The 14155-nt window shown below is 49.0% G+C and carries 18 protein-coding genes; 6 read left to right on the top strand and 12 right to left on the bottom strand.

What is annotated here, in order from left to right; genetic code table 11:
* Positions 1-15: 15 nt before the first annotated feature.
* The 6 genes from CRG97_RS00915 (at position 16) to CRG97_RS00890 (ending at position 4409) form a co-directional block, all read left to right on the top strand.
* Entirely contained in the window at positions 16-1248 is a 1233-nt protein-coding gene (locus CRG97_RS00915; protein WP_098741332.1) for a sensor histidine kinase, read from the top strand.
* Entirely contained in the window at positions 1181-1792 is a 612-nt protein-coding gene (locus CRG97_RS00910; protein WP_098741331.1) for a response regulator transcription factor, read from the top strand. Before CRG97_RS00915 ends, CRG97_RS00910 begins: the two co-directional genes overlap by 68 nt.
* A 170-nt stretch (positions 1793-1962) precedes the next feature.
* Entirely contained in the window at positions 1963-2331 is a 369-nt protein-coding gene (locus CRG97_RS00905; RefSeq protein ID WP_098741330.1) for a GntR family transcriptional regulator, read from the top strand.
* A 5-nt stretch (positions 2332-2336) separates the two neighbouring features.
* Positions 2337-3215, top strand: a complete 879-nt coding sequence (locus tag CRG97_RS00900; protein WP_098741329.1) for an ATP-binding cassette domain-containing protein — start codon at positions 2337-2339, stop codon at positions 3213-3215.
* Positions 3208-3897, top strand: coding sequence for a hypothetical protein (locus CRG97_RS00895; RefSeq protein WP_098741328.1), 690 nt, complete (start codon positions 3208-3210; stop codon positions 3895-3897). The genes CRG97_RS00900 and CRG97_RS00895 overlap by 8 nt, the downstream gene beginning before the upstream one ends.
* Before the next feature lie 59 nt (positions 3898-3956).
* Positions 3957-4409, top strand: a complete 453-nt coding sequence (locus CRG97_RS00890) for a hypothetical protein (protein ID WP_098741327.1) — start codon at positions 3957-3959, stop codon at positions 4407-4409.
* A gap of 88 nt (positions 4410-4497) precedes the next feature.
* Here CRG97_RS00890 and CRG97_RS00885 read toward each other — a convergent pair whose 3' ends face one another.
* The 12 genes from CRG97_RS00885 to CRG97_RS00835 all read right to left on the bottom strand — a co-directional run bounded on the left by CRG97_RS00885 (position 4498) and on the right by CRG97_RS00835 (position 14135).
* The gene (locus CRG97_RS00885) at positions 4498-5493 is read right to left on the bottom strand and encodes a serine hydrolase domain-containing protein (protein ID WP_098741326.1); all 996 of its coding nucleotides are present in this window, start codon (positions 5491-5493) and stop codon (positions 4498-4500) included.
* Positions 5494-5694: 201 nt separating this feature from the next.
* The gene (locus CRG97_RS00880) at positions 5695-5889 is read right to left on the bottom strand and encodes a hypothetical protein (protein ID WP_098741325.1); all 195 of its coding nucleotides are present in this window, start codon (positions 5887-5889) and stop codon (positions 5695-5697) included.
* A 270-nt stretch (positions 5890-6159) separates the two neighbouring features.
* The gene (locus tag CRG97_RS00875) at positions 6160-6969 is read right to left on the bottom strand and encodes a DUF368 domain-containing protein (protein WP_098741324.1); all 810 of its coding nucleotides are present in this window, start codon (positions 6967-6969) and stop codon (positions 6160-6162) included.
* A 63-nt stretch (positions 6970-7032) separates the two neighbouring features.
* Positions 7033-7209 carry a hypothetical protein gene (locus CRG97_RS33045; RefSeq protein WP_009595674.1) on the bottom strand — a complete coding sequence of 59 codons (177 nt, stop codon included), beginning with the start codon at positions 7207-7209 and terminating at the stop codon, positions 7033-7035.
* 108 nt (positions 7210-7317) lie between these two features.
* Entirely contained in the window at positions 7318-8067 is a 750-nt protein-coding gene (locus tag CRG97_RS00870) for a DUF3891 family protein (protein WP_098741323.1), read from the bottom strand.
* Between the two features lie 26 nt (positions 8068-8093).
* Positions 8094-8297 carry a DUF4177 domain-containing protein gene (locus CRG97_RS00865; RefSeq protein ID WP_006207549.1) on the bottom strand — a complete coding sequence of 68 codons (204 nt, stop codon included), beginning with the start codon at positions 8295-8297 and terminating at the stop codon, positions 8094-8096.
* 66 nt (positions 8298-8363) lie between these two features.
* Positions 8364-8825 (bottom strand): NUDIX domain-containing protein, encoded by a 462-nt coding sequence (locus CRG97_RS00860; protein WP_098741322.1) that lies wholly within the window; start codon positions 8823-8825, stop codon positions 8364-8366.
* Between the two features lie 186 nt (positions 8826-9011).
* A complete protein-coding gene (locus tag CRG97_RS00855; RefSeq protein ID WP_098741321.1) occupies positions 9012-9488 on the bottom strand; it encodes a hypothetical protein in 477 nt (158 codons plus the stop codon).
* A gap of 48 nt (positions 9489-9536) precedes the next feature.
* A complete protein-coding gene (locus CRG97_RS00850) occupies positions 9537-10214 on the bottom strand; it encodes a hypothetical protein (protein ID WP_237566238.1) in 678 nt (225 codons plus the stop codon).
* Between the two features lie 44 nt (positions 10215-10258).
* The gene (locus tag CRG97_RS00845; protein WP_098741319.1) at positions 10259-11365 is read right to left on the bottom strand and encodes a VanZ family protein; all 1107 of its coding nucleotides are present in this window, start codon (positions 11363-11365) and stop codon (positions 10259-10261) included.
* Between the two features lie 489 nt (positions 11366-11854).
* Positions 11855-12547: a response regulator gene (locus tag CRG97_RS00840; protein WP_098741318.1), complete on the bottom strand. Its 693-nt coding sequence runs from the start codon at positions 12545-12547 to the stop codon at positions 11855-11857.
* Positions 12525-14135 (bottom strand): ATP-binding protein, encoded by a 1611-nt coding sequence (locus CRG97_RS00835; protein ID WP_098741317.1) that lies wholly within the window; start codon positions 14133-14135, stop codon positions 12525-12527. The genes CRG97_RS00840 and CRG97_RS00835 overlap by 23 nt, the downstream gene beginning before the upstream one ends.
* Positions 14136-14155: the final 20 nt, after the last annotated feature.

Genomic DNA, 14155 nt, shown 5'->3' with positions numbered 1-14155 from the left:
TAGGATGATGGCTTCATGAAAAAATTGAAAGACGCGAAGTCCGCGGGGTTTGAGGTTTTTCCAACGCAATTGGGGTTTTTCCCCTATCTGTGGCTCATTTATATATCTCTGCCCATAATTAACATGATGAGCGAAGAAGGCTGGAAGATGGGGATTGGATATACGCTGATTGCCTTGTTTCTCCTCACGTACCGCCAGCTTTACTTCGCTGCTGGCACTCCTCGTTTTTTCTGGTGGCTCAGCATTCAGATGTCCATCATTTTCATTCTCTGCATGTGGTACCACCCAACCTATATGTATATGGGGTTCTTCACAGCCAATTTCATCGGCTGGTATACCGACCGGCGCAAATTCACGATATCCCTTGTGCTGTTTGGCATCATAGAGATCATTCCTTTGATCAAAAATGCGAGCATGCTGGGATGGAAGGATCTGGTCTTTATGATTCCTTTCTTTCTCATCATGCTGTTCTCACCCTTCGGCATCCGCTCTCTAAACCGGAGGCAGCAACTGGAGAAGGAGCTCGCGCAGGCTAACGAGCAGATCCGCAATCTGATTAAAGGCGAAGAGCGGATGCGTATTGCCAGAGATCTTCACGATACCTTGGGTCATACCCTGTCTCTCATCACGTTGAAGAGCCAGCTTGTGGAGAAGCTGGCGGTAAAGGATCCCGAGAAAGCCCAAATGGAGGCCCGGGAGATTCAGAACACCTCGCGCGCCGCGCTGCGCCAAGTGCGTGAGCTGGTATCCGACATGCGGACCGCCACCTTGCCCGAGGAACTGGTCGAGGCCCAGATCATTCTGGAGAGTGCCGATATCCGGTTTATCTGCACCGGTAACCCGAAGCTGGAGGGAATATCCGACCTGGCCCACAATATTCTGAGCCTCTGCTTGCGGGAGGCCGTGACCAATGTGGTGAAGCACAGTCAGGCAAGCCAGTGCCGGATTGCCATCGAGTCGCTTGACAATGAGTGGCTTCTTGAGGTGGCCGACAATGGAGTCGGTCTTCAATGCAAAGAAGAAGATTCATCTTCTTCATCCAACAGTAATGGCCTGAAAGGCATGGTGGAGCGGCTTTCCCTTATCGGGGGCACCGTAGAGGCCAGCTCCGACCAGCAAGGCACGATAATAGACATTCGTGTTCCGATCATCATCAAGAACCGGAAGGAGGACACATCCCATGAGCATCAAAGTGCTGATCGCCGAGGATCAACGAATGCTGCGCGGCGCTCTGGCTTCCTTGCTTGATTTTGAAGACGATATTGATGTGATTGGTCAAGCCGGCGACGGCAATGAAGCTCTATCCCTGATTGCCTTGCATCAACCCGATGTATGCCTGCTCGATATCGAAATGCCTGCACGCAGTGGTCTCGAAGTGGCGGAGGAAGTAAAGCTGCGCGGTTATCCCAGCCGGGTCATCATCCTGACGACCTTTGCCAGACCCGGATATTTCGAGCGGGCCGTGCAGGCGGGAGTTCAGGGATACCTGCTTAAGGACGAGCCCAGTGAACGATTGGCAGAAGCCATCCGCCGGGTAATGGATGGGCGGCGGGAGGTCTCCCCTGAGCTCGTATTCGGTACACTTTCCGGTGCGGGGGCCAATCCGCTGACCGAACGCGAACGGGAAGTGCTGCGGTTGGCTGCAGACGGCAACAGCTCCAATGAAATTGCGTCGAAGCTACACTTGTCCTATGGGACTGTCCGCAACTATATGTCCGAGATTTTAAGCAAGCTCAGTGCCAAGAACCGGATCGAGGCGATCTCGATGGCGGAAGAGAAGGGCTGGATATAGCCTTTGCAGTTGGATCACACACCTCACCCTCGTCTTGAAGAGACGGGGGCTCTTTGTATTTCACAGCACAAACAGGCCCATTTGGGTCTGTTTTTTTCTTTTTGATTGACACATCCTTCCACCTGGTATTATAGTATGTTACAAGACTAACATACCGACAGGGTGATATCATGAATTCCAGGTTTGACGAAGGACAGCCGATTTTTCAGCAAATCGCAGATATGATTGAAGATGACATATTGAACGGGACATACCAAGTGGATGATCAGATTATCTCGATGTCGCAGTTCGCGAGTACATTTCAGGTCAATCCCGCTACAGCTGTAAAAGGCATTGCCCTGCTTGTCAATGAAGGGATTTTGTACAAGAAAAGGGGGCTGGGCATGTTTGTTGCAGCAGACGCCAAACAGATCATATTAACCAAGCGGCAGGATCGGTTTTACAACGAACTCGTATTGAAGCTGCTTGATGAGGCCGAAAAGCTTGAATTGACCACCGAGGATGTTATTGAAATGATCAAACAGAGAGATAGGAGATGAGCAGGATGAACGCAATACTTACCTGTTCCAACCTGAGCAAGAGTTACGGGCGTACGGAAGCGGTCCGAAATCTGGAGCTCCAGCTGGAAGAGAATACGATCTATGGCCTGCTGGGCCGCAATGGCGCCGGAAAGACCACGCTGCTTAATATGATGACCGGCGGATCTTTCCCAGACCATGGCAGTATTCAGATCTCGGGGGTAACGCTTAAGAGTGGGGAAACCCCAAAAGGAATCTGCTACGTAAGAGAGAAAAATTTGTTCTTCGGCGGTGCCAAAGTGATTGATGTGCTGCGCTTGGCATCAGCCTTTCACGAGAACTGGGACTGGGACTATGCCCAGAGCCTGCTAAAGACATTCAAGCTGAACCCGGACAAAAAAATCCGCCAGCTTTCACGGGGAATGGAATCCCTGGTCGGAAACATCATCGGTCTGGCCAGCCGGGCTCCGATCACCGTATTTGATGAACCGGTGCTGGGATTGGATGTGCTCATGCGAGAGAGATTTTATCGCGTTCTGGTTGAGGATTATGCCAATCATCCCCGGACCATCCTGCTCTCGACCCATCTGATTGATGAGATCGCAACCGTCGTTGAGAGAGTCTATATCATGGATTCCGGCGCTATGTTATTGCATGACGATGTTGACCATATCCGCGCCAATTCTCATCTGTTGACCGGGAACCAGGAACAAATCGAACAATTTACGAAGGATCGTCACGTGATTTATAAAGAGTCTTACGGTAAAGGTTCCTTAACCGCGATATATGGAGCCATTCATGAGGCAGACCGGGCACAAGCCAACAAGCTTGGTATTGCTATTGACGGTTTACCACTGCAAAAGTTTTTCTCCTATTTAATCGAAGGAGGGCAATCCATTGAATAAGACCACCGCACTCATGAGGGCTTCATTTCTTCAGCTTCGACCTTATCTCTTGGTGATGCTCGGTACCGTTGCGATTAGTTTGATTGCAAATGTTATCGTAAGCCTGTCTCTTGGAGATAGTACGGAGAATACGCAGGTGTCTGCGGCTAACATCCTCACCGTGTTCCTGATATTTGTAGGCAGTGTGCTCCCGGCAGGCTTGTTCCGGCGGGTAATGAATTTAGGAGCTACACGAAAGGAATATTATATTGGCATGCTTCTGGTTTACTCCATATGGTCCGCCATCTTTGCAGTCCTCAATATCATCTGGCTTCAGGTGGAGAACGGATTTATACGACAATATGAGAATACCTACAACATCCTTGAAATCTTTGGGTGGAATCAATTTGGAATCGTTGGCATGTTCTTCTATCAATTCGGTGCTTACCTGCTTCTTATTTCATTACTAAATCTGCTGTTTTCCGGTCTGCGTCATGTAGTGGGCTGGGTCGTCTGGGTGATATTTATTGCGGCAATCCCGATCTTTACATCCATCCCTTCACTCCGGCATACGCTGGCTGATGGCTTGCTGGCCCTTCTCTTCAACGATTCGCTGCTGCAAGGACTCGGACTCACGCTGATCATCTCCCTCGTTCTGCTTGCAGGAGGCTGGTGGTTCACGGCCAGACGCACCATCGCTTAAGCTTGTTTTCCCTAACAATGCGTTATTGGATCACTCTAGCACGAAAGGAATGATGGATCTTGAAAAAGGATGCTGCCCCCCTTGAGGTGTTCCAGTCCTTTCTGTTATGGATAATTGCCATCGGTGCAGGGGTATTTGAGATGATCCTGGCTGTCATCGATTCGATATCCAGCCTAACGGGTGCTGGAATTGTCGGTATTCTCATTCAAGTCGCCGCACGAACGACGATGTTCGCTGTCCTTGTCTACATTATGATCAGAATGCTTCGGGGTAAGAATTGGGCGCGTATCGCACTGGCTTTGTTTTTAGGCGGGTTTGGCACTCTCTCCCTAATCATTGACCCTATCAAATGGCTTATAACAGGCGGTTCCCTTTGGGACGCCTTTGCTCAAGCAGACAATATTTCCATACTATTTGCCTCCAGCCGTACCCTTCATATGATCGCCGTTGTTGCGGCCTTGATATTTATGTTCAGACCCGCGGCGAATCGGTACTTCAAAGCTGAATCGTAAGTCAACTCAGCACCCGCTTGATCTGGGATCAACAGAACAACAGCCCCTGGCCTATTTAAGGCCCGGGGCTGTTTCATACAGATCAAGATCACTTCAACAATTCTTCCTCGATGAACTGCATCATTTCAAAAGCGCCACCACCGGCATTGGAAGCCACTACAAGGGTATGACCGGTGGCCGGGTAATAGGCAGACCGAAAATTCACACCCGGATCATAGCCCATGACGTGGTATTTAAACACATCTTCATTTTTCTTGGTAATCCACACGCCAAGCCCATAATTCAGGTTATGTGAAGCCAACAGCTTCTCCGTCATGGATGCGGTGAGCAGCGTATTGTTCATAAGCGATCTCCATAACTTGATCATGTCCGGTGCCGTCACATACGCCCCACCATCGGCATAACCTTGAATCGGGATAGCATACTGGTTCGTTCTCCACGTGCCGTCCTCCTCATCAATATACCCGTAGGCCGTATTTGCGGGCAGACGATCCAGCGGGAAATATCCCGAATCCTGCATGCCGCACGGCTCAAATACAAACTGCTGGACATAGTCGCGAAACGGCATTCCGGCATGTTGTTCAACGATCAGACCAAGCACCACAAATCCTGCATTGTTGTAATGAAATCTTTCACCGGGCTGAAATTTCATGCGCTCATCCTGGAATAAAGGAAGGAAATCCCTTCCGTTCCGGAGTGTATACATGGGAACCGCCTTCCACAGATCCTCAAAATCATCCATGACCTCTTCATCAAAATAATCCGGAATACCCGAGCTGTGGCTCAACAAATGAAAAACGGTAATCTCCGGGCTAAAATTAGGCAGTGAAATATCCAGACAATCGCTTAGCTTGCTGTCCAGCGACAACTTGCCCTGTTCGATAAGCTGACAAACCGCAATAGCGGTGAACAGCTTACAGCCTGAGGCAATGCCAAACCTGGTGTCTGTTTGATTCGGGATGTGATCGGCCCGGTTGGAATAACCGAAGGCACCATCCCATACGACGTTGTCATTTTCATCTGTTACGAGCACAGCTCCCGAAAAACGAATGCCGGCAGCAAATTCCTTCATTTTATGTATCATCAAGAACCCCATCCTTTATCTGGTTAGGGATATTTTAACATCTTTTTGGATGAGGGTCTTGGTACAAGACCAGTATAATGAAACATTCCCTTCTTATGTCCGGAATGCCGGTTAAAGCTCCATGTCGAATTCATCACTTGATGAACGCTTCGAACACAGTCTGCAAGTGGGGGGATTGTAAAATGTTTATTCGCTTCTATCCTAATGTCTCCACATCAGCAGCAGGATCACCGGGACCGCAAAAATAAGCAACCCGGCACCAATCATCGAAGCGACCTGCAGCATGAATGTGTGCTTGGTTGGACCGGACGTCTGCAGCATTCCGCATTGAGCGCATCTGTTAGAGGCAGGGTATACCTCGCCGCCGCAGCTGACACAAATCCCATTATTCCTCATGAATAACGCTCCTTTACTTGGAAAGACAACATCGACATCTATGCATTGCTTTATCATTTAACATATCTTATGAACGGAATCCTCACGGATCCTATTCATGAATACTTTTTTAATGTTAATCTATTTGTGAATATTGTCACATAAATACGATAACAAGTAAAGGCATAAATGATTCATATGCCATCTCAACCCTTCGCTCCTTCAGAGCAAAGTTGCTCCGTAGCAACCTAAAAACAGGAAGCCCGCGGCCCCCTGTTTTATATTTCATTCTTATTCTTTTCTACCCATGAACACCGCTACGATCAGCCCCAGCAGCAAGGTTCCTATACTGGTAGCCATCATACCCGTTCCGGATGGAATACCCGGAAACACGATAACAATAGATCCTAATATCAATCCAATAATCACGGCATACGTCATATGTGGGAAACGGTCCAGCAGGTACCGAATCAACCGGCTGCTAACCACGAAGCCAATCACCACTCCCGCCCCAATGACAGCTATAATCCCTAAATTTAATGAGGATAGAGCTGAAATGGCAGTAGAATACACACCCAGAAGGAGAAGTACAAACGACCCGCTAATGCCAGGCAGCAGCATCGCCATGCTGGCTAACCAGCCGGATAAGAACAGTCCGATCCCGTTGGACCAGGTCAGGACGGTTATCGGATCGGATGCGGCATCCGTTCTGAGAAAGGCCGTCGAAGCCAATAAACCGGCTGCCACAATCAACACGACCACATGCACGGCTTTGAATTTGGTTCTCGCCTCCGCTTTACGCAGAATAAGAGGCAACACCCCTAAAATCAATCCTGTAAAGAAAAACTGGGTGGGCTCATAATAGCTTGCCAGCAGGTATTCAATCACGCGGCTCAGTAACAATAGAGCTGCTCCAATTCCAACGCCAAGCGGAATCAAAAAGCCCAGCTGCTTCTTCCATTCCCTGCTGAAAAATCCACTGATAGCCGCCAGCAAACGATCATAGATACCCAGCACGACAGCAATAGTGCCGCCGCTTATACCTGGAATCAGGTCACTGACTCCCATCAGCACACCCCGATAAAGGTTCTTCCATTCCATCAAAATCATAATCCTCCTACCTTACAAAGTGAATCTTATCGTGATAGCCCTGCGAAGGAGGTTTTACTTGTTCTTGGCATGCAATACCAAATTCCCTACTCCACCAATCGCAAACAACAGTGAAACGATTCCAAATCCCCATTGCCAAGAGCTTCGATCCGTGATGAAAACGACCACCAAGAACGCTATCGCAGCCAAAAAATTAAGCAGCGCAACGATCAAAAATTCCTTTTTCTTCATTATTCATCCTCTACATTCCTACAGAATCAAATCTGTCCAGTCTACAACCTACTGTGGTGATCATATCATATTTTTGCCGATGAAGTATGATCGTTTATATGAATGAACTTACGGTACAAAAGTAACCGTCTGCTCCGTCCACGCCGCACCATCAAATGCCTTGGCCACTCCCAGTTCATCAATCTTCGCCTTCAGCACATATTTCCACTTCACCGAAGCCGACCATGCCTGTTCGAACAGAAACGGTCGCAGTCGAATCTCGTGCTCGCTTGCCCAGGCCGCTATGACCCTTTCTCCATCAATCGACATATCGAAGCCCTCTTTAAACCACGGATGCTCCTGATCCTTGGAAACACCAGGTGCATTCATGTTTACATAGAGCGAGATATCATCGCACAGCTGCAGCAGGCCAAACTGTCTGTTAACGACATCTTCATCGGGAAATTGAAACTGATCACTTAGTCGTTTTTGCCGAGCCAACTCCTCATGGTAGAATTCCACCAGCGGCGCTTCCGTCGCTTCTTTCATAAATGATGCAAAATGAAGGCTGCAGAGATACCCTGCATAAGGACTCATCGCTTCGATCTCATCAACACCCTTTGTATACATTAGCATTTTCGGCAGGACCGGATAATCGATAAAAGTGTATGGAGTCCGGCTCTCGTCATTCCAGATCGGTGTGTCATCCATCCGAAGCCAAGCGCGGTCATGCTCGGTTATAGCCAGCAGTACTTCATCCAATACAGACTCATCCATAAACAGCTCTCGCCGGAAGCCCCGGGCTACATCGCCCGAGAATCGGCCATGGTCGTCCTGGGCTGTCATCACAAAAGCATCCTCTGTCTCGCGAATGATCATAATATCGTCTCCCCTTTATTCATTCCTCACCCCAGATAAGCTCTTCGCTTCATTACGGCAATGATGTCTCTGGACTGGCCTTGATGCACACTCGTATCAAAACACGAGATCAATTCCCATCCGTCAATCCCGTAACTGTTTAATAAATCCTCAAATTCCTCTTCGTTCACCTTGCCTCCAAGGAATCCTCCGGTTTTGTATTTCAGCGTTTTGTATTCCCATTGATCCATATTCGGCATCCTCCATCATCCCATTGAATTTTTGACCACAAACTTCAAGATTTTCTGTAGATAAAATCAGTTCGTATCTCCAACATAGCAAACTACGGGGCGTGCAGCCTTATCTTGGAGTGGTTTGACCAGGGATCGAGGGTATACTCGAATCTCATCCAATGCGGACAGGTCGATCCATTCCACACCCACCTGGTATTCATCCGGGTTATGGCCAAGAAAGGTATCCCCTGCATCCACCAAGCTGCACTCAAAATAAAACTCCACTTGGTGCACATCGGAATCCCATTCCGCGAACTCGTGGTTGGAACCTATGTATTCACGGACATGCAACAGATCACCAGCTTCCACCTTACGCCCGATTTCCTCCTGGCACTCTCTGATCACCGCCTGCACCAAGGTTTCTCCCTTTTCTTGTCCGCCGCCAGGGAACAGATAGAAATCCCCCAAATGGTCTACGTTTTTCGTTAGAAGAATTTGATGATTCCGCATAATAACGGCCTTGGCCGAGTTTCGTATCGGTTTCATGAGCTGTCTCCTTATCGTATCGGTTTCTAGTTCTATTTTCTATTGTAGCAAATATAAATCCTCCATAGGCCTAGCTGTAACCCGTACAAATACATAAATGTAACAAGCCGGTGTCCAATGAGCATGCTCAAAGAATACCGGCTGTTATTGCACATCTTGAATAAATTGGCTTAGCTCCCGAAGCAGCTAACGCCTATATGAGCCACTTGCCCGCTTCTTTCGAACAACGATCGCCACCCACACAACGATTAGTAGGATCAGCCCCGCCGCCATCCAATCCTTGATGGCTTCCCACGGAACACGGGACCCGCTATACTCACCCTCATAACGAGCCATCAGATAGCCTTCCTGCGTCTCAACCGCGATGGCCAATTCAGGAGCGATTCCTTGAACGGCATAGTATTTCGTTCCCCTTGGGTAAATATTAGAGAAATTGCCGCCGTAGGTCCCTTCCCGATCCGTATGGTAGGTGACCTTCCCCACCACGTCTCCAAGCGTGGACTCATCCACGCGGTCCTCTGACACGACAAAAACCTTCCCATCATTGACGACAAATGAGTATGCCCAGGAAGCAACCGCAGCGGGCGATAAACCCATCACCAGCAATAGCAGCGTTAACAGCGGTATTTTCATATACCATTCCGTGCGATGAAAATTCGCCATGGCCCACCTCGGATATCAGAGTCATGTACCTTCATTCGTAACGGATGGCTATTTCACCTGCTTGCTTCTGCCATCCACGATCAGCTCGATGCCCGGCTCGTTGGTTCCGCCCGACATACTGTTGGAAGAGTCAGGCTGTTCCAAGAAACCCTCAAAGGTTTCACTAATCTGTATCCGACCTCGTGGCCGAACCGTAACCACCTTAGGCTCGAAATCAACCACCCTCCCGCCAATATCAACGCTTAGCGGCCGTATCATAACCTGTTGCTCGGTGCCATAGCTGTAAATATGAATCTGGCAATGTGCCCGAATAGCATCGTTCTCTGTGCGATAATCACACTTGCTGTCTTTTTTGGAGTACGTCACGGTGGATATTCCGCTCGAATTATAATTCACCGCGTACATCACAAACGCTGATATGAATGGGAAAATAACGATCCATGCGATACAGCCGATCAATAATCGGCTCATAATCTTCGGATAACGTGGACGATAAATCCGTGCCACCCATAGGATGCCAGCTACCAACAAAATAAGACCTGCTAGAACAGGCAGATGAAGACCATAATTGCCTTCCTTAGTCCATGGCGAGATCCCTGCCCAGCGGAACAGATCATCTCCGAACGAATAACCCAGATGTTGGTAGGAAATAAACAGCAAGCCCACGATGATTGCAGAAATGGAGAGGATTTTGCCTTTCAGTTGTATCTCCTCCTCGGCGAACACGTTTACCACATTATAACAAATAAGAGATGCTGTGGTAACCTACATTAATCCGTCTTGATTAATGGTTTATTCTCTACGATAGCCAGCCTCGTTCCGCTCTTGGCTTCATGGAGCAGCTTCCGGTCACGATGGATGAGACATAACAGCATATGGATAAACACAACGCCATCCAGAAGCAATACCCCCAGCGCATACATGGCAGCCAGGATTTGCGAACCCAAAACATTAACGGGAATAAGCAAGGCATGAACTCCACCCCATACCACATATAGCAGTCCGTTACGGATGATCACTTCCTTCAACTTCAGATGTTCCTCTGCTCCACGAATCTGGACCCGGACAATCCACTTGCCCAGCGTCTGTCCCTGCATCATATACGGCAGCACGATATGATATAAAATCACGACAATAAAATACGCACCCTTCACGTTCAGCACCGTCAACACGCCAATCATCGGCAGCACGACCCCTGCATCAATACCGAAAGCGATCGCCCGGCGCGTATAACTGACCCGTTTCTGCGACAGATCCACCTTCTCATCCAGCCGATCGAGGCGAGGCAGATGATTTTTCATCCAATCCGCGAGCACGAATCCGATCATTCCACCCATGGTATTCAACAGCAGGTCATCCACGTCAAACAACCGGTATGGGTGATCATAGATGCCGTAAATGCCGGTCACCTGGGTCACCTCGAAGAACAGCGATAATCCGAATGAGGCCACCAAGCACGTAACCCAGGATGCCCGAGCGTAATAACGCAGGAACATGCCGAACGGAACCACGAGAAATACGTTAAACACAACCTGCAAGAAGGCTCTTTCCTTCAACAAATGCATGTAAGTCGAAGGCTCGCCCCATACCACCTGGGTCTCCTTCAATATGTCTTGGATAAAATTCAGCGGAATCCACTGCATGACCGAGGCGACATTCATTGGAGCATTATGCCGCGAGGCAGGCAAAGGAAGGAGCACCAGATACACTGCGTTCATCATGTAGAGCAGAAATAAATACAGCAGAAATCCCCGGAATTTATTAAAATAACCATATTTGCGATACTGCACAATCAGAAAGGGAACTGCGCACAGCAAAGCCGCTATGGGAAAGGTTAAAAATGCATAAGATATTGGAAACAGGTAGGCTTCCAGCATGCTTTCGTTCACTCCCTCTGTGATGTTCTACTTATAAGTTACAGGATCAAGTTTAAATGACGGGGATTCCTTCGTTTAAAATGCGTTTAAAAAACGCACACCCGCGTCATAATCGGCCCTGCTGTTAACCCGGGGGTTATGGGCTATACCCCAAAACCGAATAACCCACACCAACAGTGTGGGCAGGATCTCCATATGCAGACGCATTGGATTGAATGGTTATCCCAATTAGGCTCATATCATTATAACGAGGATGCATAGAGAATGGTTTTTCAACTTTTTAAATCGTGGATGATTTCGAGTAAATCGGTGATCTCCCCATCCTGGCAAAATCCCGGTCATAATAGGTATCCCGCTTCCAGATGCCCTTCATGCCGAGCTTGCAGATTGGGGAAACCGACTCAATGATTTGGAACTCTGATACGGGTAACGTCTCAAGCAATCTACCGCTGCAAGTTTAGGAGAGATTCCGCGCCAGCATCCGGTCATCTAATCCTCCGCTTTCCGGTATACCCGTTCCGGCCTGCCTACCGTGCCATATGAAATATCCGCCACGAGGATGCCCTTCTCCACGAAGTACTCCAGGTATCTTCTGGCCGTCGTTCGGCTGAAGCCGCCACGTTTTCCAAGATCCTCCGCGGTCCACACGTCCTCGGACTCCTCGATGTAGGACAGAATTTTCTCACTCGTCAATTTATCGATGCCTTTTGGAAAATACGCTTCCCTCTCCATCCGTTCACCGGCACGCCATAACAGCTGGTCGATGCCCTGTTGATCGATCTGCTTATTTGCTCCGCCGAGCTGCTTCATCTGCTCGTAATATTTCCGGTAGGCTTTCAGCTTCTCCTGGAAACGGTCGAAGACCACCGGCTTGATCATAAAATCGTACACTCCGCCGCGAATCGCCTCCCGCACCGTATCGAATTCCTTGGCTGCCGTTATAATAATAACATCGGTATTCGGGTATCCCCGCTGTATATGCTGCAGCAGATCCAATCCTGACATATCGGGAAAATACAAATCCAGCAGCACCAGATCAGGCGCCAGAATATCCAGCTGCTCATGCGACTGGACCCGATCCGTTGCAATGCCGACGACCTCAAAGCCCTCTACCTTCTCTACGAACCGTTGATTAATGCTGGCAATGCGCACATCATCTTCAATGATTACGACCCGAATCATGGATATTCCCCCCTGTTTTTGGAATCTTGACCGTAAACACCGCACCGCCCGCAGGCGAGTTATGGCACGCAATCGTACCGTGTATTTGCTGTACGGCCCCGTTGACGATCGATAGGCCAAAGCCTCGATTGCGCTCCCCCTTGGTGGAATAGCCCAGCTTAAACAGACGATCCGTTCCAGCCTCGGCAATACCGGACCCGCTGTCGGATACTTCGATCATTAATTGATCGCCCTTGTCGTGTAACTTTACGCTTACCCATCTGTTATCCGATTTGGATCCCAATGCGGCCTCCATGGCGTTGTCGATCAAATTACCGATAATGGTAACCAGTTGGTTTCGGCTAATATGACCGGGAATGTCTTTAAAGGAACTGCTCCGGTCGATCTCAACCTTCACCTTTAACTCGCTTCCGCGATTAAACTTTCCAATGAGAATGCCGCCAATGATCGGATCGGGAATTTCCTGCAGCAGGAATTGTATCAGGTTCTGATGCACATCCGTCTCATGCGTAATCAGATCCATCGCCTCCTGATACGATTCCAGCTGAATCAGTCCGTAAATCGTATACAGCTTATTGGAATATTCATGTGTCTGCGCGCGCAGCGCTTCCGTATACCTCTTCACCTGCGTAAGCTCTTCGGTCAGGCGCAGCAGCTCGGATTTGTTCCGAAAGCTGGAGACCGCCCCCACAATCCGATGCTCATGATCATAGATAGGCAGCCGGTTGACCACAACCGCATGATCGTTAATGACCATCTCTTGATCCTTCTCTGCTACCCCGGACTGCATCACCTCCAGCAGCCTGGTGCCCGGGATGACATCCTGAATATATTGCCCGGTGATCACCCTACGCTCCTTTGGATCGATCAGCATCATGGCTGTATGATTGGCCAAGGTTACGATGCCCTCCCGATTGACGGCGATAATGCCTTCATGAATCGTTTCCAAAATCGCGCGTTTCTCTTGATACAATAAACCGATTTCCTTGGGCTCCAGCCCGTGAATGGATCGCTTGACGCTGGACGATATCCATATAGCGCCGCCGCATCCCAGGATTAACGCAATTCCTGCAAAGAACAGGACACGATTTCGGTACGATTGTGCTGATATCTCGATATCTTTCATTAGAATGCCAACCGATACGATACCGATAATTTCGTTCTTATCATTGTAGATCGGCGTCTTCCCCCGGAGCGAGGGTCCCATGGAGCCAATCGCCTTCGATATGATGCTCATTCCCTTCAATACCGGGCCGTTGTCGCCACCGACCATCTCTTTGCCGATCCGATCGGCGAGAGGATGCGCATACCGGATTCCTTCACGGTTACCGATGACGATATATTCCGCATCCGTCTCCAACCGAATTTCCTCTACCACGGGCTGAATGATGGCTGACGGGTTCTCTTCCTCGAACGCATTCTGAATAACGTCCATTTCCGCCACGGCCTTCGCCAGCTTTAATGCCGAAGAGCCGATACTCTTCTCCAGCGTTGTGATGAGCAACCGCTCAAAACTGAAGGTGAGGGCGACAATGACGGCGAACAACAGGGTGCCTATAAGCAGAATCAATCTCGTCTGTAAACGCATTCATATTCCTCCATACACAT

It is taken from the genome of Paenibacillus sp. EZ-K15 (assembly GCF_002573715.1).
Taxonomy (GTDB): domain Bacteria; phylum Bacillota; class Bacilli; order Paenibacillales; family Paenibacillaceae; genus Paenibacillus_AQ.
Note: the sequence above shows the minus strand (reverse complement) of the source record. Positions and strands in the feature narration are given on the sequence as shown.

Bases quoted from the DNA above. Each gene is read 5' to 3' on its own strand.
- CRG97_RS00865 (WP_006207549.1), bottom strand. From the start codon at position 8,297: ATGGATCAATGGGAATACAAAACGCTGAAATACAAAACCGGAGGATTC.
- CRG97_RS00875 (WP_098741324.1), bottom strand. From the start codon at position 6,969: ATGGAATGGAAGAACCTTTATCGGGGTGTGCTGATGGGAGTCAGTGAC.
- CRG97_RS00910 (WP_098741331.1), top strand. From the start codon at position 1,181: ATGAGCATCAAAGTGCTGATCGCCGAGGATCAACGAATGCTGCGCGGC.
- CRG97_RS00880 (WP_098741325.1), bottom strand. From the start codon at position 5,889: ATGAGGAATAATGGGATTTGTGTCAGCTGCGGCGGCGAGGTATACCCT.
- CRG97_RS00870 (WP_098741323.1), bottom strand. From the start codon at position 8,067: ATGATCATTCGCGAGACAGAGGATGCTTTTGTGATGACAGCCCAGGAC.
- CRG97_RS00835 (WP_098741317.1), bottom strand. From the start codon at position 14,135: ATGCGTTTACAGACGAGATTGATTCTGCTTATAGGCACCCTGTTGTTC.
- CRG97_RS00885 (WP_098741326.1), bottom strand. From the start codon at position 5,493: ATGATACATAAAATGAAGGAATTTGCTGCCGGCATTCGTTTTTCGGGA.
- CRG97_RS00860 (WP_098741322.1), bottom strand. From the start codon at position 8,825: ATGAAACCGATACGAAACTCGGCCAAGGCCGTTATTATGCGGAATCAT.
- CRG97_RS00905 (WP_098741330.1), top strand. From the start codon at position 1,963: ATGAATTCCAGGTTTGACGAAGGACAGCCGATTTTTCAGCAAATCGCA.
- CRG97_RS00855 (WP_098741321.1), bottom strand. From the start codon at position 9,488: ATGGCGAATTTTCATCGCACGGAATGGTATATGAAAATACCGCTGTTA.
- CRG97_RS00900 (WP_098741329.1), top strand. From the start codon at position 2,337: ATGAACGCAATACTTACCTGTTCCAACCTGAGCAAGAGTTACGGGCGT.
- CRG97_RS33045 (WP_009595674.1), bottom strand. From the start codon at position 7,209: ATGAAGAAAAAGGAATTTTTGATCGTTGCGCTGCTTAATTTTTTGGCT.
- CRG97_RS00915 (WP_098741332.1), top strand. From the start codon at position 16: ATGAAAAAATTGAAAGACGCGAAGTCCGCGGGGTTTGAGGTTTTTCCA.
- CRG97_RS00840 (WP_098741318.1), bottom strand. From the start codon at position 12,547: ATGATTCGGGTCGTAATCATTGAAGATGATGTGCGCATTGCCAGCATT.
- CRG97_RS00845 (WP_098741319.1), bottom strand. From the start codon at position 11,365: ATGCTGGAAGCCTACCTGTTTCCAATATCTTATGCATTTTTAACCTTT.